The 280-nt window shown below is 43.6% G+C and carries 1 protein-coding gene; it reads left to right on the top strand.

What is annotated here, in order from left to right; all coding sequences use genetic code 11:
* Positions 1–96: 96 nt before the first annotated feature.
* The coding region (locus tag AB4585_RS23150) for a hypothetical protein (protein ID WP_372171138.1) at positions 97–280 on the top strand (184 nt) is incomplete at its 3' end.

Raw genomic sequence — 280 nt, 5'->3', positions numbered from 1 at the left:
AGACAGAGGACAAAAAATAGCGACTGTGTGAACTTCAAAAATCGACTAAAAGACGATACCCACAAGGTAACCAAATAGGCAAAGGCACTGATGGCTATGGTTATATTGACCAATTTGGCTGAAAACACATCCAGTAAGATTTTCTGTAAGCCCAGCGATGCTAAAGCTGTGGTAAGTACGGTAGAAGTCGACTGCAGTATCTCTGTTGCGGGCGATAGAATCTCCCCAACACTCACTGTAAGGAATGGGACGCTGATTTCAGTGCCTTTCAGCATAGATA

It is taken from the genome of Vibrio sp. 10N.222.49.C9, from assembly GCF_041474985.1.
GTDB classification, from domain to species: Bacteria; Pseudomonadota; Gammaproteobacteria; order Enterobacterales; family Vibrionaceae; genus Vibrio; species Vibrio crassostreae_C.
Note: the sequence above shows the minus strand (reverse complement) of the source record. Positions and strands in the feature narration are given on the sequence as shown.